This is a genomic window from Mycobacterium sp. B14F4 (genome assembly GCF_039871645.1).
Taxonomy (GTDB): Bacteria; Actinomycetota; Actinomycetes; order Mycobacteriales; family Mycobacteriaceae; genus Mycobacterium.
This window is the reverse complement of sequence record NZ_JBDPMF010000003.1, coordinates 154,408-172,784: the sequence shown is the minus strand read 5'-3', so window position 1 is coordinate 172,784 and position 18,377 is coordinate 154,408. Positions and strand designations below refer to the sequence as shown.

Genomic DNA, 18,377 nt, shown 5'->3' with positions numbered 1-18,377 from the left:
CCGGGCTCGCTTGCGAGTCCGGGCTTTTTCGCGTCTGGTCGAGGCTATCGGCGACTGTGGACTTGATGCACGCTGTCGGTCCGGAAAGCGTGTCGTAAGTCCACACTCGCGAGGCATTACTTCTTGATCGGCACGCAGTCGTGCAGGCCGGCCGGGTCGCAGGTCAGCGACTCGGCCGTGGCCTTGCGGTGCAGCACCGCGCGGGTCGGCTCGATGGTCAGCGTGTCATCGGACGGCTGTGCCCGGCCGTCGACGATCAGCGAGTAGCCGCCCTCCTCGCGCGGCGGCCACACCACCGTGACGTCGGGATGCCGCGAGGTGTTCTCGCGGGTGTGTCTGCCGACGGTGCCGACATCGAGACGGCCCTGGCTGAAGACCGGTTCGACGAACACCGTGTGCGCGCGATAGTCGTCACCGACCGAGATCAGGTAGGCGAACGTGAAGTCGCGCAGCGTGTCGGCCAACTGGTCGAGATCCACCTTGACGCTCATGTCCTCCATCCTGCCCGCGAGATCAGGCTTGGTGCACGCTGCTTGCGCGAAAACGTGTCAAAAGTCTGATCTCGGCGATCGGTTACGGTCACCGCATGCCTCTGCCACCCCCTTCGCCGACCACCACCGCCGTCGTCACCGGCGCGTCCTCCGGTATCGGCGCCGACATCGCCCGCGAATTGGCCGCCCGCGGCCACGGCGTCACGCTCGTCGCGCGCCGCGAGGACCGGCTACGCGACCTGGCCGCCGAACTGGGTAAGACGGTGCGCGCCGAGATCGTCGCGTGCGACGTCGCAGACGCCGACGCCCGCGCCCGCCTGTTCGACGGGATCTCCTCGCGTGGCCTCACCGTCGACATCCTGGTCAACAACGCCGGCATCGGCACGCTCGGCTGGATCGCGAAATCGGCTGTGGCAGAGGAGATCGCACAGGTCCGCGTCAACGTCGAAGCGGTCATCGACCTGACCACCCGCGCCGTGCAGCAGATGGTGCCGCGCGGCCGCGGCGCGATCCTCAACGTAGGATCGACCGCCGGCTTCCACCCGTTCCCGGGGCAGTCCGGCTACGCGGGCACCAAGGCGTTCGTCAAGGCCTACACCGAAGGCGTGCGGGCCGAACTCGCCGGAACCGGCGTCACCGTCGCGATGCTCGCGCCCGGCCCGGTGCGCACGGAGTTCCTTCAGCAGGCCGGCATGGACGAGCGCGCGTTCGCAGCGGCCTTCCCGAAGTTCATGTGGATGCCCTCGCGCGACGTGGCGCGCGTCGGCGTCGAGGCTCGAAAGCGACAGGGGCACGGTCATCGCCGGACTGCCCAGCAAGCTCAGTACCCGCCTGCTGCAACTGCTTCCGCGTCCGGTGCTGCTCAGGGTGCTGGCCGGTCAGCACCCGGCGCTGCGGCGCGATCGCGTCTCACGCTGAGGCGGGCCAGCGCCGCATCCAGCCCTCCACCGGCAGCGCCATCCCGTTGCACAGCGTGCAGACGGTGCGGTACCAGCCGACGGCGACGAGCAACTCCATCCGCTGCTCGTCGTCGAGGCTCTCGCCCAGGCCATTCCAGGTGTCGTCCGACCACGAACCGGTGCGCTCCAGTTCGTCGACGGCGGCGATCACCATCCGGTCGAATTCACCCCAGTGCGGGTCGGCGCCGGTGACCAGCGCATCGCACTCGTCGTCGCTCACCCCGGCGATCGGGCCCCAGAACGCGGCCTGACCGCCCCACTCGTACTCGCACCGCAGCAGCGCACAGATCCGCAGGATCGCGATGGTGCGGACCCGCGCAGGCAGCAGCGCGTCGAGATAGAGCGACTCGCCCATCTTGCGCAGTCGCGCAGCCAGATTGGGGTGCCGCTGCAGGCAGCGCACCAGCATCAGCGGCTCGTAGGTGCGGTCGGGATGGCCCCAGCTGTTGATGCCCGCGGCGTCCTCCTCGCTCCAGGGCGGGGGCAGTGGTGCGACGCGCGTCATGCGGCGGGCGCGGGCTGACGGCCGCGGATCAGCTTGCCGGGCCGCGCCGCGGTGGGCACCCCGTTCTCGGCGATGATCTCGCCCGACACGATCGTCGCGACGTAGCCGTCGGCGGTCTGGTCCAGCCTGCGTCCGCCCGCGGGCAGGTCGTGGGTGATGACGGGTTTGTGCACCTTCAACGCGGCGTGGTCGATGACGTTGAGATCGGCCTTGTAGCCCACCGCGATGCGGCCGCGGTCGGACAGCCCGGCGACACGGGCGGGCACCGAGGTCAGTTCGCGGACGGCTTCGGCGACGGAGAGCCGGCCATCGGCCCGGTCACGCGTCCAGTGCGCCAGCAGGAAGGTGGGAAAGCTTGCGTCGCAGATCATTCCGTAATGCGCACCGCCGTCGCCGAGGCCGAGGACGACGTCGTCGCGGCGCATCAACTGCCCGACGGTGTCCAGCGAGTTGTTCTCGTAGTTGCCCATCGCGATGAGCATCATCGCGTGGCCGTCGTCGTCGAGAAGCCGGTCGTAGGCCTCCTCCGGCGGAGTGACACCCCGGGCTGCCGCTCGCGCCGCGATCGACGTCGACGCGTCGGGCTCGTAATTCGGCTCGTCGTCCATCGGGAAGATCCAGTTCCACGCCTGCGTCATGAACATCAGCGGATGCCCCTCGACGGTCGGCTTGTCGGCCAGGATCCGCTGGCGCACTTCTGGTTTGCGCATCTCGGCGACCCGTTCGGCCAGTGGCAGGTGTGCGATCTCGCGGTAGCTCGGATACAGCACGAACGGGTGCCCGGACAACTCGAGGCCGATGACCATGCCGATCGGCCGCGGGAACACCTGCGTGCTGATGTCGGCACCCGCCGCATTGAACTTCTCCACCAGCGCCATCGCCTCGGGCCAGATCGGATCGCCGGCGTTGCCGGTCAGCAGCGAAAACGTCACGGGCAGCCCGACGTCCTGGCCCACCTCGAAGACCTGGCGCAGCACGCTCTCGTAGCCGCCCGCCGCGATGTCGGGTACGAACTGGATGAGCCCGCCGCCGCCGTCGGCGATGCCGTTGGCGATCGCGGCGATCTCCTCCTGGGCGGCGTCGTACGTCGGTATCGGTGCGCCGCTCTCGGTCTTGTGCAGGACGAACCGCGACGACGCGAAGCCGATGGCGCCGACCTCGACCGCCTCCTTCGCCAGCGCCCGCATCCGCGCGAGGTCCTCGGTCGTTGCGGGTTCCCGGGCGGCCCCGCGGCGGCCCATCACGTACACCCGCAGCGGTGAATGCGGAAGGTACGCGGCCACGTCGATATCCCGGTGTCGCGCATCCAGAGCGTCGAGGTACTGCGGGAACGTCTCCCAGGTCCACGGCAGACCGTCGACCATCACCACGCCGGGAATGTCCTCGACACCGGCCATCACGTCGACCAGCACGTCGTGGTCCTCGGCGCGGCACGGCGCGAAGCCGACTCCGCAGTTGCCCATCACCGCTGTCGTGACCCCGTGGGCCGACGAGGGGTTCAGCCGGTCCGACCAGATCGCCTGCCCGTCGTAGTGGGTGTGCAGGTCGACGAACCCGGGCGTGACGAGCAGTCCGGTGGCGTCGATCTCCCGCGCGCCGGTGCCCTCGACGGTGCCGACCGCGGCTATCACGCCTTCGGAGACCGCGACGTCGCCGACATACGGATCGCCGCCCAGGCCGTCGACGATGGTGCCGTTGCGGATGACGAGTTCATATGTCATATGTCGAATCTACGATGAGCGCGTGATCGATCACTTCGGAATCAACTGCGCCGATTGGGAGAAGTCGAAGGCCTTCTACGACAAGGTCCTCGGCGTGCTCGGCTACAGCAGGCAGATGGACTATCAGGTCGCCATCGGCTACGGCAGGGACGGCAAACCGGACTTCTGGATCGCCGACATGAGCGCGGGGGAGGCTGCCGGCCCCAACCGGGAGACGCACTTCGCCTTCCGGGCCGCCGACGCCGACGCGGTGCAGGCGTTCTACGACGCGGCGCTGCAGACCGGTGCCGAGTCGCTGCACGCGCCGCGGCTGTGGCCGGAGTACCACCCCGGCTACTTCGGCGCGTTCGTGCGCGATCCCGACGGCAACAATGTCGAGGCCGTCTTCCACGGTGCGCAGGCGCACGGCTGACGTCGTACCGTCGAGTGCATGGCTGATTCAGATGTCGCGGTGGTGCGCGACCTGCTGCGCGACGCATTCACGCGGCAGATCGAGCACGTCGAGGCGCTCACCGACGGGTTGACCGACGACGTCGCGCTCTACCGTCCCGCGCCGGCCGCCAACAGCATCGCGTGGCTGATCTGGCACAGCGCGCGCCAGCACGACGTCCAGCTCGCCGACATCGCGGGCACCGAGCAGGTGTGGCTGCGCGACGGCTGGGTCGACCGCTTCGCGCTCGACCTGCCGCGCGACGACACGGGTTACGGGCACGGCGCCGAGGAGGTCGGCCGGGTGCGGGCGTCCGCGGACCTGCTCGCCGGCTATGCGCACGCCGTGCACAAGGCGACGCTCGCCTACCTCGCGTCGGTGACCGCCGACGAGATGAGCCGCATCGTCGACGAATACTGGGATCCGCCGGTGACCGCCGGTGTGCGACTGGTCAGCATCATTGACGACAGCGCGCAGCATCTCGGCCAGGCGGCCTACGTCCGCGGTATTGCGTGATCAGGTGGTGGCCGTCGATCGGCCTTGCGCTGATGCTGCTGCTGGGGTGGGCGGTCGGTAGGTCGTCGACGCCGGTCGACCGGTGGTTTCATCGGTTCGACGACACTCCGCTGCGCTGGCTGACCCTGATCGCCAGTCGTTGGGTGCTGATCGGCGTGCTGGTCGCGGTGGTCGTCGTCGCGCTGCGGCAGCGGCGGTGGCGGTTGGCGGCCATGGCGGTGGTGGCGCCGCCCGTGGGTATCGCGTTCGTGCGCGTGCTCAAGCCGATCTTCGATCGGCAGAAGGAGGGCGGCCTGGCGTATCCGAGCGGCCACATCACCACGACGACGATCGTGATGGGCCTGGTCATCCTGGTGGCCGGCGCCGCGTGGTGGGCGGTGGTCGCGGGGATCAGCGCGGTCGCGCTGGCGATGATCGGGGTCGGGTCGACGTTTCACTACTTCACCGACGTCGTGGGCGGACTGCTGCTCGGCTCGGCGATCGTGTGTGTCGTGGCGATCGTCGCCCGACGCGACTTGACACGTGTCAACCCCCGTGCGATCTACGTCACACACGATGGTTAACATGAGGTTATGACCGCGACGTCCGACGTTGAGCTGCCCGATACCAGCACCATCCGCAATCCCGCCACCGGAGCTGTCGCAGGCACCGTGCGCTGGACCGATCCCGCCGACGTGCCGCGCATCGCCGCCGGCCTGCGCGAGGCGCAGCGGCAGTGGGAGGCCCGGGGGGCCAAGGGCCGCGCCAAGGTGCTCGCCCGGTACGCCGTATGGCTGGGTGAGCACCGCGACGAGATCGAACAGCTGCTGATCAAGGAGACCGGCAAGTCGGCCGTCGACGCCGCGCAAGAGGTGCCGCTGCTGATCATGATCGCGTCGTACTACATCAAGACGATGGAGAAGGCGCTGGCGCCGGAGAGCCGGCCGGCGTCGCTGCCGTTCCTGGCGATCAAGAAGATCGAGGTGCACTACCGGCCGCGCCCGGTGGTCGGCATCATCGCACCGTGGAACTACCCGGTCGCCAATGCGCTGATGGACGCCATCGGGGCGCTGGCCGCGGGGTGTGCGGTGCTGCTCAAGCCGTCGGAGCGCACGCCGCTGACCGCGGAGCTGCTGCTGCGCGGCTGGCTGGACTCCGGGGCTCCTGAGGTGCTGGCGCTGGCGCAAGGTGCTCGTGAGGTCTCCGAGGCCGTCATCGACAACTCGGACTACATCCAGTTCACCGGCTCCAGCGCGACGGGCGCCAAGGTGATGGAGCGGGCCGCACGCCGGCTCACCCCGGTCAGCCTCGAACTCGGCGGCAAGGACCCGATGATCGTGCTCGAGGACGCCGACATCGAGCTCGCCGCCCACGCGGCGGTGTGGGGGGCGTTCTTCAACGCCGGCCAGACGTGCGTGTCGGTCGAGCGGGTCTACGTGGTCGATTCGGTGTACGACCAGTTCGTCGATGCGGTGGTGCGTGACGTCGAGAAGCTCAAGATGGGCGCCGGCGACGGCTACGACTTCGGCTCGCTGATCGACGAGAGCCAGGTGGCCGTCACCGCCCGCCACGTCGACGATGCGCTCGCCAAGGGCGCCCGGGCGCTGACCGGGGGCAAGCGACCGGACGGCGCGGGCAGCTTCTACCCGCCGACGGTGCTGGTCGACGTCGACCACTCGATGATGTGCATGACCGAGGAGACGTTCGGCCCGACGCTGCCCATCATGAGGGTCGCCAGCGCCGACGAGGCCATCCGGTTGGCCAACGACAGCCCGTACGGTCTGTCCGCCGCGGTGTTCTCCAAGGACGTCGATCGCGCGAAAAAGGTTGCAGTGCAAATCGATTGCGGTGCCGTCAACATCAACGACGTGATCTCCAACCTGATGTGCACCACGGCGCCGATGGGTGGCTGGAAGACGTCGGGCATGGGCGCGCGGTTCGGCGGCGCCGAAGGGCTGCGCAAGTTCTGCCGCCAGGAGGCCGTGGTGGCGCCGCGCACCCCCGTCGGAGCGGGTGGCAACTACTACAACAACTCGCTCAAGGCGCTCAAGCGGATGAACAAGTTGATGACGAAGCTGGCGCTCGTCACACCGCGTCGTTCCGCGAAGTAGCGCGCCCGGCGTTCACTGAATCGTCACCCCGGTGTCCCGGCGCCGGTAGCTTGCCGCCGTGACCTCGGACTTGCAGGCGTATCGCGTCCTGACGATCGGTGGCAGCCGCGCTCGGCTACGGCGCCCGGCGCTCGGCGCGGCGCGGCGCGGCCCGTCGACCGTGGTGGCGCAACCGCACAGCACCCAGAGGGTGCTCGCAAGGAGGACAGCCAGCCTTTGCATGGTCCTTCTGATTGTCCTTCTGATCGTCCTCTGATCGTCATTGTGAACGCGTCAGCTCTGCGGTCAATTGCCCTCCAACGCAGGCGGTGGGTCCGGTTTTCGCAGTGTGCGATAAGCCGCGTAGACCTTGCCGCGGATCTTGATGTGCGACGTGTTACCGAAGGCGATGACTATGACGCCTGCGCTCATCGCGCCCGCGATCAGGACTGCGCTGCGCCATTGGGGAATCTGCGAGATGAACATGAGCGCGATTCCGGCGATGCAACTTGACCAGTAGACACGGCGTTGAATCGACGCGGGTGAGAGCGTCGCCGACTTCCAGAGCGGGAACATCCCTCCCACCACGCCAAGGATCATGGTCACAAGGCCGACGAAGAACACCACTGTGGAAGACACCTATCACCAGCTCTTTCCGCCACTACCGCTAGCGAATGGCTTATCGAAGAGACCTCCTAGGCCACCGCCGATATCACCGCCACCGAGTCCGCCGAGGAAGCCGCCGACGATCGCTGCGCCCGCCGCGGTGAGCGGCCCGGCAACCGTTCCAACCGCCGCTCCGGCGGCGGCTCCCCCCACAATGCTTCCTCCGACCGACCCGGCTGCTTCGCCAAGTCGCTCGTGTCGGTCGTCCGCCTCGCTGTACCACCACTCCCAGCCCGCAGTACCGAGTTGAACCACGTTGCCCAACGTCGATAACTTGAAGCCTGCCTTGCTCAGCAGTTCAGCGTCCGCCTTCGACAGGCCGTCTAGGGCATGTTTTCCTGTTGGCACGGACTCCCCGTAGCGTTCGAGGCCGGTTCCGGTCGTGTTGGCGCCTGCGGCGATGTCTCTGAGGACGTCCGCGATGCCGGTTTCCGAGATCCCCGCGGCGCGCATTCGCGTTTCGGCCCCGCGGAAGACGATGTCGCGGGCAAGCGCCTCTTGTTGATTCAAGAACTGAGTGGCTTGATCCGGGCTCATCAACGGTCTTCCCACGAGGCCCTGTTCCAGCTTGGTCTGCCACTCTTGACGGAACGCTGCGCGTTGAGCCGCGGTCTTGCCGGTCACTGGATCCACTGGCAGTGGCCCCTGAAACTGTGACAAGTAGTAGTCATTCAGCCGACTTCCGGCATGCCGAACCTCGTCGATGCCGGCGGTGGGATTGGTGATGGTGGCGAAATCGCGCAGTCGGCCCGCGGCTGCTTGGTTCTCTGGAGTCCACGGTCCGGGCGAGTGCACCAGCGCCTCGTCGGTCGCGCGCTGCGCCATCCCGTACCTTTCGGCCTCGGCCCGGGCCTGACCGTTCGTCGCGTCGTCGCCTTGGCCGTCGACCGGCGTGTTCGCCTCGGGGGAATAGCCTTCGGCCGCCATTTCGAGGCGCGAGGTGTCGAGCTTTTCGGAGTAGGCGTCCCTGATGGCTTGGACTTCCTGCAGCGCTTGGCGAACGGTCTCGACAGCGGCCTGTTCCAACGCCGACACGTCGACCGCTTCCCCGTTGGCAGCCGCGATGGCGATCTCACGGTCGATCTGGTTGTCAATCATGCGCAGCGCACTGTCGAGATTGCCGATCGAGATCTCACCGCTTCGCTGCGCTTCGGCCAACGATGCCGAGATGTTCTGCAGATCGACGGCGATGCGCCCCATCTGTTCTCGAGTGAGGTGCAGCGACTCGGTCGCCCGGCGGACCTCTTCTGAATCATTGATGGGGTGATCGCCGCCGTCCTGGCGGTCCCAAGCCGACTCGAAGCGTTGCTTGGCGGCGATGAACTCGTCGCTGGTCTCCTGCGTACACACGCCGGCTTCGTGGAATGCGGTTGCGAGTTCACCGATCTGTCCCGGCGATCCGCTCTGGATCTCCTTGTCGAGGTGCCACGGGTCACCCCCTGCGGCGCCGACTAATGAGCCGACGTTCAGATGGTTCAAAAGGACACTCATGCGGCCTCAGGTCAATTCGTGCGCCGCCGAATCCAGCGCCGTTTCGCTCGCCTCGTCCTGCTTGGTGAAGATGGCGGCCGCCGAATCGGCATCGTCGGCCAACGCCGTCAAGCTCGAGCGGTGGCCCAGCATTGCTGCGGCCTGGGCTTCGTGTGCGCGACGGAGTGCCGCGTGGAACGCATGCGCGGCATCGAAGCCTCCGAAGGCCCCGGCCGGTACTTGGGTGGCGGCGAACCGCTGTGCGCCGCGTTCAGCGATGGTCCCCGCACTCTGGGAGAAACCCGCTCCCATGCGCAGCAGGTCGGTGTCGACGTACATTCGGCTACCCCCTCATGTGTTGCAAGAGATTACCTGGGTTCGGAGGCGGGTCATCGCAGCGGTTTTGCGGCCGCATAGAACTCACAGCGCGCCCATCAGCTCGCCCGCTCGGCGTGCTGGGTAAGTTCGACTGGAACATCGAGAACTGACATCGAGAGCCAAGGAGGACGCGCGTGCGGTTGGTGGCGACCGTGCTGTTGTGGCTCGTCACCACGGTTCTGCTCGCGGTGGCGGTGCCGACGATGTGGGCGGAGCGCAACGTCGTCGACGCCAACGGCTACTCGTCGTTCGCCGCGTCGGCGGCCAAGGACCCCGAGTTGCAGAAAGCGACGGCCGGTCTGCTGACCACGGAGGCCATGAAGATCCTGTCGGATTTCGGGCAGGTCAGCAATGTCGAGCTGATCAGCGGGGTGGCGTCGGCCTACACCACCACCCCGTCGTTCCCCGGCCAGTTCGCGCTGGCGAACGCCGTCGGCCACCGCTGGATGTTCACCGACTCCGCGCAGCAGGTCGAGGGTTCCAACCAGTGGGTGGTCGACCTGAGCCCAATGATGGCCGACGAGTCCTTCCGCAAGACTCTGGCCACCTTCAACGTCGAAACCCCCGACACGGTCCCCGTGCCGGTGGGGGTGTCGGAGAACCTGCGCCCGGGCCAGCTCAAGCAGGTGGCGACATGGGGTCCGTGGGTCAGCATCGGCTCGACGATCCTGACCGGCGTCTTCGCGTTGCTGACCCTGGCCGTCGCGCGGTCGCGCGGCAAAACTCTTGCTGCACTTGGTGTTTCGGCGTTACTCGTCGGTGCCGCCGGCTGGGCCGGGCTGGAGGTCGCCCGCCGCGACATCGACGGCGGGCTCAATAGGATGTCCGGGGACATCCGACAGGTCGCCGACGTGATGGTCAACCACGCCGAGGACAGCCTGCACCACTGGCTCAACCTCACCCTGGCCGCCGGGGGAGTGCTGGTGGTCTTGGGCGTGCTGGTGTCGATGCTGGGTGGGCTGCGGCGCCGCGAGGTCTAGCGGCTAACGTCGATCCATGCCGTTCGTCTCCGACATCGTCGGTCCGCAGCGGCCCGTCGAGACGTGGCCGCCGCTGATGCCCGGAACGTTGCGACGCACCAGCACGATCGACACCCATCCCATGGGTGCAGCCGACTCCGGCGTCGACCTGCGGGCCCGCGACGTCGCGGTTCGCGCGCCCGACACCGTGCACGTTCTCGGTGAGGTTCGGGTAAGCGCCCACCTCGTCGAGCGGGTCGTCGAGGCCATCGACGCACACGACGACCGCCTGCGCCGGTTGATCGGCAGCCGGGTGGGACCCGGCTTCCGGTCCGCGGTGGCCAAGCTGCTGCCCGAGGAGCGACGGGACAGCCTGACGAACCTGCTGCTCGACGACTGGGTCGGAGCGGCGCTGGTATCCGGGTACGCGCTGCAGCACAAGGCCATTACCTCCGGTGTCGAGGAGAAGTTGCCGCCGGGCACCGCCGACCGGATGGCGGGTATCTGCGCGGGCTTCGCGCCGGAGGCCTCGCTCGTCGAGTTCGCCCGGCGCAACGGCACCATTCCCTCGGCGCATGGGCCGCTGGCGCCGCCGCTGGACGACGGTGGCCTGCACACCGTCGAACCACTGCGCGCGCACGGCATGCGCCGACTGCGTCGGCTCGACCTGCGAGCGGCTCACGACGGATCGGCGGACTTCGACGCCCACTTCCGCGACTCGCATGTCGACGGCGAGGGGGTGGAGACGATCGTGCACGAGTACACGGTCGCCGGCTCGGTGGATGTGAAGAGAAGGACCGTCACGTCGATCACGGCGGACGTTCATGTGCTGCCATGGCAGGAATGCCCCGGTGCCATCGGCAGCGCACAGCGCGTGCGCGGCATGACGGTGGCCGAGATCCGCGACCGGGTGCGCGGCGAGTTCGTCGGCACCAGCACATGCACGCACCTCAACGACACGTTGCGCGCGATCGGTGATCTGGAGGCGCTGCTGTCAGGGCTCGATGACGTGTGACGGGTCCGGCCGCTTCTCCGGCGGCGCCTGGCTGTAGTCGCCCCACGGTCCGTCGCGCTTCTCGACCGCGCCGCGAACACCCTGTGCCGCTGCGGTTTCGATGAACTCGAGTGCGTCGGGCGTATTGCGCATCAGGCCGTCGAGAATCCCGCCGAGCGTCTGCGTGGAGGCCAACCCCATGTTCTCGTAGGCCTGGTTGACGATCAGCTTCTGCGCCTGCAACTGGGACAACGGGATCTGCGCGAGCTTGGTCGCTATCTCGTGGACGCGGGCTTCGAGGCGTTCGAACGGTACCGACTCGTTGATGAGTTCGACTGCGGCGGCTTCCTTTCCGGTCAACGGCTCCCCGGTCAGCGAATGCCACTTCACCTTGGCCAGGCTCAGTCGGTACAGCCACATGCCGGTCAGGTAGGCGCCCCACATGCGGGCGTACGGCGTCCCGATGACGGCGTCGTCGCTGGCGATCACCAGGTCGGCGCACAGCGCGTAGTCGCTGGCGCCGCCGACGCACCAGCCGTGCACCTGGGCGATCACCGGTTTCGACGCCCGCCAGATCGCCATGAACTTCTGCGTCGGACCCGTCTCGCGGGCGCTGACCATCGCGAAGTCCTTGCCGGGGTCCCACCGGCCGTCGGTGGTCATCGCGTCACCCCAGTGGGTGAAGCCGCCGCCGAAGTCGTATCCGCCGGAGAACGCCCGACCGGCGCCGCGCAGCACGATCACCTTGATCGCGGGGTCGCGTTCGGCCAGGCCGATGGCCTTCTCGATCTCGTCGGGCATCGGCGGGACGATGGTGTTGAGGTGTTCGGGCCGGTTGAGGGTGACCGTCGCGATGGGCGGTTCGGTGCTGTAGAGCAGGGTTTCGAACTGCGGCTCGGGGTCCGGCGGCGTCATGACTGCAAGTTTGGCAGAGGCCTCGCCGGGTAACCGGCATCGATGACGAACCGCCTCGCCGGGATGCGTGCCGCGACGGTGTTGATGGACCTCGGCGCGTCATCGGTCGCCGCGGGCGTGATCGCGCGGCGCCGACCCGTTGTGCGGGTGCTGGAGCGGTTGCAGGCAGACTCTCGCGCGGTGCAGCGGATGCAGGCGTTGCGTCGCGAATTCGGTTCGGGACCTGTCGAACTCGTGCTACCCGGACGACGGATGGTGGTGGTCCTGGACCCCGAGGACGTCGGTCGGGTGCTGTCGAAGGCGCCCACGCCGTTCCACCCGGCGAGCCTGGAGAAGCGCAAAGCGCTGCAGTGGTTCCAGCCGCACGGCGTGCTGATCTCGCGGGGCCCGATCCGCCAGCAGCGGCGGGAACTGAACGAGTCCGCGCTGGACAGTGGAGCCGAGATCCACCGCCTGGCGGAACCTTTCGGCGCGGTCGTCGCGGAGGAAGCGCGCGAGTTGGCCTCCTCGGCTGTGGCGCGAGGGCATTTCGACTCGGCGCAGTTCATGGCGGCGTGGTGGCGGATCGTGCGGCGGGTGGTGCTCGGCGACCGCGCACGGGACGACTCGCTGGTCACCGATGCGTTGATGCGGTTGCGGAAGGCCGGCAACTGGTCGTTCCTGTCGCTGCCGCACTATCGGGCCCGAGCGAAGTTCCTCGACGGCCTCTACCGCTACGTCGAGGATCCCGAGCCAGGCAGCCTGGCGAGCGCCGTCGCGCAGACGCCGTCGAGCGGCGCCGTCGACCCGGTCGGGCAGATGCCGCAGTGGATCTTCGCGTTCGACGCCGCGGGAATGGCGCTGCTGCGGGCGATGGCGGTGCTCGCGACGCATCCTGCCGAGCGGATCCGCGCCCTGGAGGACGCCGTCGAGCCCGAGCGGGTCTCGGTGCGGCCCTATCTGCGGGGGTGCGTGCTGGAGTCGGTGCGGTTGTGGCCGACGACCCCGACGATTCTGCGGGACACGACGGACGACACGTCGTGGTCCGACGGATCGGTGATCGCGAAGGGCGCGGGGCTGATGATCGTCACGCCCGCCTTCCATCGCGACGAGGACTTGCTGCCGTTCGCGCATTCGTTCGCGCCGCACATCTGGCTCGATGGAACCGCGCAGCGCTACCCGCAGTTGGTGCCGTTTTCCGCCGGGCCCGCGGAGTGCCCCGGCCGCAGTCTCGTTCTGCTGGTGACCAGCACGCTGTTGGCGCATCTGTTGAGCGTGATGGATATCGAGCTGATCTCGACGCCGAAGCCGGCGCCGGAGCGGCCGTTACCGATGACGCTGAACCAGCTGACGCTGGACTTCGACGTGCGACCGGTCACTCAGTCGGTGCCCGTCTAGGCCCTCACCCCTGCAGCTGAAGAGCGCTCGCCTGATGTAAAACGATTCGGGGATTAGGTGTGGCTATCCTCGTCCCGATCGCCGGGTGCTATGTTTTGGCTTTCCTAACTTAGAGGTGCCAATGAATCGCTATCTCGCCTGGACAGCCCCGATCGCCGTGTTCGGCGTGCTCCTACCCGGATGCTCCAATGACAACTCGTCCTCCGGCGAGGCAACGACGTCGGCCAGCGAGTCGGCGACCACGACGAGCGCCGCCGCCGCGGTCGATCCCGCGCTCCTGGACAAGGCGGCGGCCGACTACAAGGCGTATGCGCAGAGCAACATCGACGAGCTGCAACGGCTGGTCAAGGTGTTCACCGACGCCGTGCGCGCCGGAGACCTGAAGGCCGCGCAGGATGCGTACGCGCCGTCCCGTCAGCCGTGGGAACGCATCGAGCCGATTGCCGGATTGGTCGAGGAGATCGACGGCAAGATCGACGCGCGCGTCGACGACTTCGCCGGCGTCGACGATCCCGCCTTCACCGGCTGGCACCGCCTCGAGTACCTGCTGTTCGAGAAGAACACCACCGAGGGCGGTGCGCCGTTCGCCGACCAACTGGACAAAGACGTCGCCGACCTCAAGGCGCAGTTCCCGTCGGTCGACGTCAAGCCGGTCGACGTCTCCAACGGCGCCGCTGAGCTGATCGAAGAGGTGTCCGAGGGCAAGATCACCGGCGAAGAGGATCGCTACTCCAAGACCGACCTCTGGGACTTCGACGCCAACCTGCAGGGCGCGCGCGACGCGGTCGGCAAGCTGGATCCCGCTCTGGTCAAAGCCGATCCGGCCCTGCTGGGCAAGATCGACTCCGGGATCAACTCCGTGTTCGAGACCCTGGGCCCGCTGCGCCGCGGAGACGGCTGGGTGCTGTTCTGCACCGAGAACGACCCGTACCCGTCGCCGCGCTGCCCCGAGGTGACCGTGACGCCCGATGTCATCGACAAGCTGAAGGCCGAGCTGGCCGGACTGTCGGAGAACCTGTCTCAGGTGTCGGGAGTGCTGAAGCTGCAGTGAGCAAGCGGCGCTCGGGTATCACCCGCCGCGGCTTCGTCACCGGCGCTCTGGGCACCGGTGTCGCCGTGGGCGCAGGTGCGGCCCTCGCCGGGTGCTCGTCGCCCGAGCCGGGGCAATCCGGCGCGCCGTCCGCCGGTTTCGTGCCCTTCGAGGGCGCACACCAGAGCGGAATCACGTCGTTGCCGATTCCCGAGCAGGGTCTGGTGGCGTCGTTCAACGTGGTGTCCAAGGATCGGGCCGGATTGGCGCGCACGCTGCGCGAGCTGACTGACGAGATCCGCGGGCTGATGGCGGGTAAGCCGCCGGAGACGCGTCACCCCTCCTATCCGCCCGTCGACTCGGGGATCCTCGGCGAGCAGCCGCCCGCGGACAACCTCTCGGTGGTCGTCGGTGTCGGAGCCTCGTTGTTCGACGACCGGTTCGGCCTTGCCGACCACAAACCCACCGAACTGGTCACCATGCCGTTCCTGGCCAACGACCGCCTCGATCCCAAACTCTCCCATGGGGATCTGTCGATCATCATCGAGGCAGGCCACAACGACAGCGTGGTGTTCGCCCTGCGGCAGCTGATGCGGCGCACCCGCAGCGACCTCGTGCTGCGGTGGATGGTCGACGGCTACGCCAGGGGTATCGGCGCGGGCCGGGTCTCCGAAGCCGCGACGCCGCGAAACCTGCTGGGATTCAAGGACGGTACGGCCAACCTCGACGTCGACGACGAGACGCTGATGGACCGTCACGTGTGGGTCGGGCGTACGGACGGAGAACCGGAATGGGCCGTCGGCGGGTCGTATCAGGCGATCCGCATCATCCGGATGTTCGTCGAGTTCTGGGACCGCACCCAACTCGTCGAGCAGGAAGCGCTGATCGGGCGCGCGAAGGTCAGCGGCGCACCGTTGGGGCTCACCGGCGAGTTCACCGACCCCGACTATGCGGAAGACCCCGACGGCAAGCGGATTCCGCTCAACGCCCACATCCGGCTGGCCAATCCCCGCACGCCCGAGACCGACGAGAACCTCATCCTCCGTAGGGGATTCAACTACTCCCGCGGCTTCGACGGCGCGGGCAGGCTCGACCAGGGGCTGGCCTTCATCGCCTACCAGCGCAGCCTGGAGAAGGGTTTCCTGACGGTGCAGAACCGGCTCAAGGGTGAGCCGCTCGAGGAGTACATCCTGCCCGTCGGCGGCGGTTTCTTCTTCACTCTTCCCGGGGTCACCGGTCCCGACCGGTTCCTCGGCGATCAGCTGGTCAGCTGAGCACCGACCACAGGAACTCGTAGATCAACGCCGATCGGAACGCGGTCTGGGCGTTGTCCGCTGCCCCGGCGTGGCCGCCCTCGATGTTCTCGTAGTAGTGCACCGGTTGTCCCGCGTCCTCGAGCGCGGCGGCCATCTTGCGGGCGTGGCCGGGATGAACGCGATCGTCACGGGTCGAGGTGGTGATCAGCACAGGCGGATACCGGCGGTCGGACGAGATGTTCTGATAGGGCGAGTATTTCGAGATGAACGCCCAGTCGTCGGCGTCGTCGGGATCGCCGTACTCGGCCATCCACGACGCGCCCGCCAACAGCAGGTGGAAGCGGCGCATGTCGAGCAGCGGGACACTGCACACCAGCGCGCCGAACAGTTCGGGATACCGCGTGAGCATCACCCCCATCAGCAGTCCGCCGTTGCTGCCGCCCTGGGCACCGAGTCGGTCGACGGTCGTGATGCCGCGAGCGACGAGGTCGTCGGCCACCGCCGCGAAGTCCTCGTACACCAGGTGGCGGTTCTCGCGCATGGCCTGGGTGTGCCACGTCGGCCCGTATTCACCGCCGCCGCGGATGTTCGCCAACACGAAGGTGCCGCCGCGCGACAGCCACAACCGGCCGAGCACACCTCCGTAGGACGGCGTGTTGGCCACCTCGAACCCGCCGTACCCGCTGAGCAGCGTCGGGCCCGGTGCCTGGTTGTGCCGATGTCCGACAACGAAGTACGGAACCATCGTGCCGTCCGCCGATGCGACGAAATGCTGGCTGACCTCCAGGTCGGCGGCGTCGAAGAACGACGGAGCCCGTTTGATCTCGGTGACCTCGCCGCCGGCGTGGCCCCACAGCAGCCGCGACGGGCTGTCGAATCCGCTGGAGTCGAGGAACATCTCGTCGCCGTACTCGTCGGCGTCGACCAGCACCGTGTTGGTGTTGGACGGCACCCCGTCGATCGGTGCGCGCTGCCATGTGCCCGGGGAGACCAGTTCGACGTGGCTGATCACGTCGACGAGCGTGATCAGCACCAGGTGGTCGCGGGTCCACGCGTAGTTCTCCAGGCTGGAGTGCGCGTCGGGTTCGAACACGACCGTGAGCTGTGCTGTGCCCGTGAGGTATTCGTCGTAGTTCGCGGCCAGCAGGGAGCCGGCCGGGTACGTCGTCGCCCCCACGGTCCAGTCGGAGCGCGGCCGGATCAGCAACCATTCGCGGTGCACCGAGATGCCGGCATCGGTGGGCACGTCGATCTCGATCAGGTCGTCACCGCGCAGCTCGTAGCGGTGCCGGTTGAAGAAGTCGAACGACCGCGTGATCAGCAGCCGCTCGTAGCCCGGCGTCGGGTCGTACCCGCACCCCACGCTGACGTCCGTCGCCTCGCCCTCGAACAACGTCCGCGCATCCTCGACCCGTTGCCCGCGCTTCCACCGCTTGACGATGCGCGGGTAGCCGGAGTCGGTCAGCGACCCCTCGCCGAAGTCCGTGCCGACGAGCACGGTGTCACTGTCCTGCCACGTCACACTCGACTTCGCTTCCGGCAGCGTGAAGCCGTCGGTGACGAATTGGCGTGTCTGCATGTCGAATTCGCGGACCACCGTGGCGTCGGCTCCCCCGCGAGACAGTTCCACCAGCGCCAGCGAATAGTCGGGCTCGATGACCTCGGCGCCCGCCCACACCCAGTTCTCCCCGTCGGCGTCCGCCAATTCGTCGATGTCGATCAGGACGTCCCAGTCGGGCTGCTCGGTGCGGTAGCCGTCCAGCGTGGTGCGCCGCCACAGGCCGCGCGGGTTGTCGGCGTCGCGCCAGAAGTTGTACAGGTGGTCGCCGCGCCTGCGGACATACGGAATGCGCGCGTCGGTGTCGAGCACCTCCAACGCCTCGGTCCGCATCTGCTCGAACCGGCTTCCGCCGAATTCCGCGATGGTCGGCTCGTTGTGCTTGCGCACCCAGTCCAGCGCGTCGTCGCCGGAGATCTCCTCGAGCCACAGATACGGGTCGTCAGCCATGGGGTCAGTCTTCCGAACGGGTGTGTCGGCCGCGGCCCCAGGTGGTGGCGGCCGGCCGTGCCGGGGAAATCCAACCGCCCGAAAAGTGTCAGAACGGCGTCTCACCGCGGCTCCTACCTGTGAGCGCGGCCCATCCGGGGCCGCGAACGAAAAGGAGAAGTGTCATGAACGCCCTGACCGCCACCCGTGCCGCCCTCGCTGCGGCCGCGATTCCAGCACTGCTGTTCCTCGGTGCGGGAACGTCGCAAGCCGACCTCGGGGATCTCGCCGACCCCCACGCCCTCACCATCGGGTGGAGCCCCTGGCACAACGGGCTCCATCACGGCCTGACCGTGCACATCAGGAACCACCGCTCGCAGGATGCCGGCCTGTGCGTGTACAACGCCGACTGGTACGTCTCCGCGCCGTTCTACTTGGCGGCCGACTCCACCTACAACTTGGTGATCGCCCCGTCCTTCCCGGAGAACCGGGACTGGAACGTCAACGTCGATTGCACGGACGGCCAGTTCAGGCACGACCAGGTGTTCCACTACTGAGCCCTGGTTGCAGGCATCGCGTACAGCCCTGAAAACGCGACCGGGGCGGGCGTAGTGTGAGCTCAGTTACACCATCTGCCCGACGACATGAGGGAGT

Annotated in this window: 19 protein-coding genes and 1 pseudogene; 12 read left to right on the top strand and 8 right to left on the bottom strand. The window is 67.8% G+C overall.

Annotated features, from left to right (window positions below):
* Positions 1 to 116: 116 nt before the first annotated feature.
* Entirely contained in the window at positions 117 to 491 is a 375-nt protein-coding gene (locus ABGB19_RS10665; protein WP_347685916.1) for a pyridoxamine 5'-phosphate oxidase family protein, read from the bottom strand.
* Between the two features lie 95 nt (positions 492 to 586).
* Here ABGB19_RS10665 and ABGB19_RS10660 point away from each other — a divergent pair.
* Positions 587 to 1,409, top strand: a pseudogene (locus tag ABGB19_RS10660) (SDR family oxidoreductase).
* Here ABGB19_RS10660 and ABGB19_RS10655 read toward each other — a convergent pair.
* A complete protein-coding gene (locus ABGB19_RS10655) occupies positions 1,401 to 1,955 on the bottom strand; it encodes a carboxymuconolactone decarboxylase family protein (protein ID WP_347685915.1) in 555 nt (184 codons plus the stop codon). The pseudogene ABGB19_RS10660 and the gene ABGB19_RS10655 overlap by 9 nt on opposite strands.
* The gene (locus ABGB19_RS10650) at positions 1,952 to 3,676 is read right to left on the bottom strand and encodes an amidohydrolase family protein (protein WP_347685914.1); all 1,725 of its coding nucleotides are present in this window, start codon (positions 3,674 to 3,676) and stop codon (positions 1,952 to 1,954) included. The genes ABGB19_RS10655 and ABGB19_RS10650 overlap by 4 nt, the downstream gene beginning before the upstream one ends.
* Before the next feature lie 22 nt (positions 3,677 to 3,698).
* Here ABGB19_RS10650 and ABGB19_RS10645 point away from each other — a divergent pair, with 22 nt between their 5' ends.
* From ABGB19_RS10645 to ABGB19_RS10625, 5 genes are read left to right on the top strand one after another with little or no spacing between them, the layout of a single operon-like run.
* The gene (locus ABGB19_RS10645) at positions 3,699 to 4,088 is read left to right on the top strand and encodes a VOC family protein (protein WP_347685913.1); all 390 of its coding nucleotides are present in this window, start codon (positions 3,699 to 3,701) and stop codon (positions 4,086 to 4,088) included.
* Positions 4,089 to 4,106: 18 nt separating this feature from the next.
* The gene (locus ABGB19_RS10640; protein WP_347685912.1) at positions 4,107 to 4,622 is read left to right on the top strand and encodes a mycothiol transferase; all 516 of its coding nucleotides are present in this window, start codon (positions 4,107 to 4,109) and stop codon (positions 4,620 to 4,622) included.
* The gene (locus tag ABGB19_RS10635; protein WP_347685911.1) at positions 4,619 to 5,185 is read left to right on the top strand and encodes a phosphoesterase PA-phosphatase; all 567 of its coding nucleotides are present in this window, start codon (positions 4,619 to 4,621) and stop codon (positions 5,183 to 5,185) included. The genes ABGB19_RS10640 and ABGB19_RS10635 overlap by 4 nt, the downstream gene beginning before the upstream one ends.
* A gap of 9 nt (positions 5,186 to 5,194) precedes the next feature.
* Positions 5,195 to 6,712, top strand: coding sequence for an aldehyde dehydrogenase family protein (locus tag ABGB19_RS10630; protein ID WP_347685910.1), 1,518 nt, complete (start codon positions 5,195 to 5,197; stop codon positions 6,710 to 6,712).
* Between the two features lie 58 nt (positions 6,713 to 6,770).
* Positions 6,771 to 6,968, top strand: coding sequence for a hypothetical protein (locus ABGB19_RS10625; RefSeq protein ID WP_347685909.1), 198 nt, complete (start codon positions 6,771 to 6,773; stop codon positions 6,966 to 6,968).
* Between the two features lie 29 nt (positions 6,969 to 6,997).
* Here the strand turns inward: ABGB19_RS10625 and ABGB19_RS10620 are convergent, their stop codons facing one another.
* The 3 genes from ABGB19_RS10620 to ABGB19_RS10610 are packed head-to-tail and all read right to left on the bottom strand — an operon-like array spanning position 6,998 to position 9,166.
* On the bottom strand, positions 6,998 to 7,318 hold the full coding sequence (locus tag ABGB19_RS10620) for a hypothetical protein (protein ID WP_347685908.1): 321 nt from the start codon (positions 7,316 to 7,318) through the stop codon (positions 6,998 to 7,000).
* Between the two features lie 15 nt (positions 7,319 to 7,333).
* Positions 7,334 to 8,848: a hypothetical protein gene (locus ABGB19_RS10615; protein WP_347685907.1), complete on the bottom strand. Its 1,515-nt coding sequence runs from the start codon at positions 8,846 to 8,848 to the stop codon at positions 7,334 to 7,336.
* A gap of 6 nt (positions 8,849 to 8,854) precedes the next feature.
* Positions 8,855 to 9,166: a DUF2563 family protein gene (locus ABGB19_RS10610; protein WP_347685906.1), complete on the bottom strand. Its 312-nt coding sequence runs from the start codon at positions 9,164 to 9,166 to the stop codon at positions 8,855 to 8,857.
* A 173-nt stretch (positions 9,167 to 9,339) separates the two neighbouring features.
* Here ABGB19_RS10610 and ABGB19_RS10605 point away from each other — a divergent pair, with 173 nt between their 5' ends.
* On the top strand, positions 9,340 to 10,185 hold the full coding sequence (locus ABGB19_RS10605) for a hypothetical protein (protein WP_347685905.1): 846 nt from the start codon (positions 9,340 to 9,342) through the stop codon (positions 10,183 to 10,185).
* A 16-nt stretch (positions 10,186 to 10,201) separates the two neighbouring features.
* The gene (locus ABGB19_RS10600; RefSeq protein WP_347685904.1) at positions 10,202 to 11,179 is read left to right on the top strand and encodes a DUF2889 domain-containing protein; all 978 of its coding nucleotides are present in this window, start codon (positions 10,202 to 10,204) and stop codon (positions 11,177 to 11,179) included.
* Here ABGB19_RS10600 and ABGB19_RS10595 read toward each other — a convergent pair.
* Positions 11,159 to 12,073, bottom strand: a complete 915-nt coding sequence (locus tag ABGB19_RS10595; RefSeq protein ID WP_347685903.1) for a crotonase/enoyl-CoA hydratase family protein — start codon at positions 12,071 to 12,073, stop codon at positions 11,159 to 11,161. The genes ABGB19_RS10600 and ABGB19_RS10595 overlap by 21 nt on opposite strands.
* 42 nt (positions 12,074 to 12,115) lie before the next feature.
* Here ABGB19_RS10595 and ABGB19_RS10590 point away from each other — a divergent pair, with 42 nt between their 5' ends.
* The 3 genes from ABGB19_RS10590 (at position 12,116) to ABGB19_RS10580 (ending at position 15,754) form a co-directional block, all read left to right on the top strand.
* Positions 12,116 to 13,450, top strand: coding sequence for a cytochrome P450 (locus tag ABGB19_RS10590; RefSeq protein ID WP_347685902.1), 1,335 nt, complete (start codon positions 12,116 to 12,118; stop codon positions 13,448 to 13,450).
* A gap of 121 nt (positions 13,451 to 13,571) precedes the next feature.
* Positions 13,572 to 14,501, top strand: coding sequence for an EfeM/EfeO family lipoprotein (locus tag ABGB19_RS10585; protein ID WP_347685901.1), 930 nt, complete (start codon positions 13,572 to 13,574; stop codon positions 14,499 to 14,501).
* Complete coding sequence (locus ABGB19_RS10580) at positions 14,498 to 15,754, top strand: Dyp-type peroxidase (RefSeq protein ID WP_347685900.1); 1,257 nt, start codon at positions 14,498 to 14,500, stop codon at positions 15,752 to 15,754. The genes ABGB19_RS10585 and ABGB19_RS10580 overlap by 4 nt, the downstream gene beginning before the upstream one ends.
* Here ABGB19_RS10580 and ABGB19_RS10575 read toward each other — a convergent pair.
* Positions 15,747 to 17,744, bottom strand: a complete 1,998-nt coding sequence (locus ABGB19_RS10575; protein WP_347685899.1) for a prolyl oligopeptidase family serine peptidase — start codon at positions 17,742 to 17,744, stop codon at positions 15,747 to 15,749. The genes ABGB19_RS10580 and ABGB19_RS10575 overlap by 8 nt on opposite strands.
* Positions 17,745 to 17,908: 164 nt before the next feature.
* On the opposite strand from ABGB19_RS10575, the gene ABGB19_RS10570 reads away from it, so the two are divergent.
* Positions 17,909 to 18,280, top strand: coding sequence for a hypothetical protein (locus ABGB19_RS10570; RefSeq protein WP_347685898.1), 372 nt, complete (start codon positions 17,909 to 17,911; stop codon positions 18,278 to 18,280).
* Positions 18,281 to 18,377: the final 97 nt, after the last annotated feature.

Bases quoted from the DNA above. Each gene is read 5' to 3' on its own strand.
- ABGB19_RS10665 (WP_347685916.1), bottom strand. From the start codon at position 491: ATGAGCGTCAAGGTGGATCTCGACCAGTTGGCCGACACGCTGCGCGAC.
- ABGB19_RS10655 (WP_347685915.1), bottom strand. From the start codon at position 1,955: ATGACGCGCGTCGCACCACTGCCCCCGCCCTGGAGCGAGGAGGACGCC.
- ABGB19_RS10650 (WP_347685914.1), bottom strand. From the start codon at position 3,676: ATGACATATGAACTCGTCATCCGCAACGGCACCATCGTCGACGGCCTG.
- ABGB19_RS10640 (WP_347685912.1), top strand. From the start codon at position 4,107: ATGGCTGATTCAGATGTCGCGGTGGTGCGCGACCTGCTGCGCGACGCA.
- ABGB19_RS10630 (WP_347685910.1), top strand. From the start codon at position 5,195: ATGACCGCGACGTCCGACGTTGAGCTGCCCGATACCAGCACCATCCGC.
- ABGB19_RS10615 (WP_347685907.1), bottom strand. From the start codon at position 8,848: ATGAGTGTCCTTTTGAACCATCTGAACGTCGGCTCATTAGTCGGCGCC.
- ABGB19_RS10610 (WP_347685906.1), bottom strand. From the start codon at position 9,166: ATGTACGTCGACACCGACCTGCTGCGCATGGGAGCGGGTTTCTCCCAG.
- ABGB19_RS10600 (WP_347685904.1), top strand. From the start codon at position 10,202: ATGCCGTTCGTCTCCGACATCGTCGGTCCGCAGCGGCCCGTCGAGACG.
- ABGB19_RS10595 (WP_347685903.1), bottom strand. From the start codon at position 12,073: ATGACGCCGCCGGACCCCGAGCCGCAGTTCGAAACCCTGCTCTACAGC.
- ABGB19_RS10590 (WP_347685902.1), top strand. From the start codon at position 12,116: ATGACGAACCGCCTCGCCGGGATGCGTGCCGCGACGGTGTTGATGGAC.
- ABGB19_RS10585 (WP_347685901.1), top strand. From the start codon at position 13,572: ATGAATCGCTATCTCGCCTGGACAGCCCCGATCGCCGTGTTCGGCGTG.
- ABGB19_RS10575 (WP_347685899.1), bottom strand. From the start codon at position 17,744: ATGGCTGACGACCCGTATCTGTGGCTCGAGGAGATCTCCGGCGACGAC.
- ABGB19_RS10570 (WP_347685898.1), top strand. From the start codon at position 17,909: ATGAACGCCCTGACCGCCACCCGTGCCGCCCTCGCTGCGGCCGCGATT.